Genomic DNA, 473 nt, shown 5'->3' on the forward strand with positions numbered 1-473 from the left:
GCAATCACCTTGCCCTGCGCGGTGTTGGTGTAGCCGCCGAGGCCGCCGCCCGCGCTGCGGCCGGCCAGCGCGCCGAAGGCGCCGAAATCGGTCTTGGAGGCGCTGCCTTCGGAGGCCGCGACCTGCACGCCCGAGCGGTTGTCGATCAGCGTCAGCAGTGCGCTGGCTTCCTTGGTCTGCATGCTCGCGCCGAGCTGGGCGATGGCGCGGCCACGGCCGCCACCTACCAGGCCGCCCAGCGCCCCGCCGATGCCGCCGGCGTCGCTGTTGCTGAACACGATCTCGGGCGACAGGCCGTAGTCGGAGGCCACCATTTGCCCACGACCGAAGTTGCTGCCGCCGCGCATTTCACCCGACTGCATCAGCGCGCGCTCGCGCGTCATCGCGTTCATGCCGGCCGCGCCGCGCTCGACCACGATGAAGCAGTTCGATTGCTGCACCAGCAGGCGCAGCAGGTTGGCCGTGGGCGGCAG

1 pseudogene is annotated in these 473 nt (G+C 71.2%); it reads right to left on the reverse strand.

Features of this window, described 5'->3' with window-relative positions:
* A pseudogene (locus tag AC1DFC_RS29805) lies at positions 1-473 on the reverse strand (peptidoglycan-binding protein); the annotation flags it as partial.

The sequence above is a fragment of the Variovorax sp. 10L421 genome (assembly GCF_056395365.1).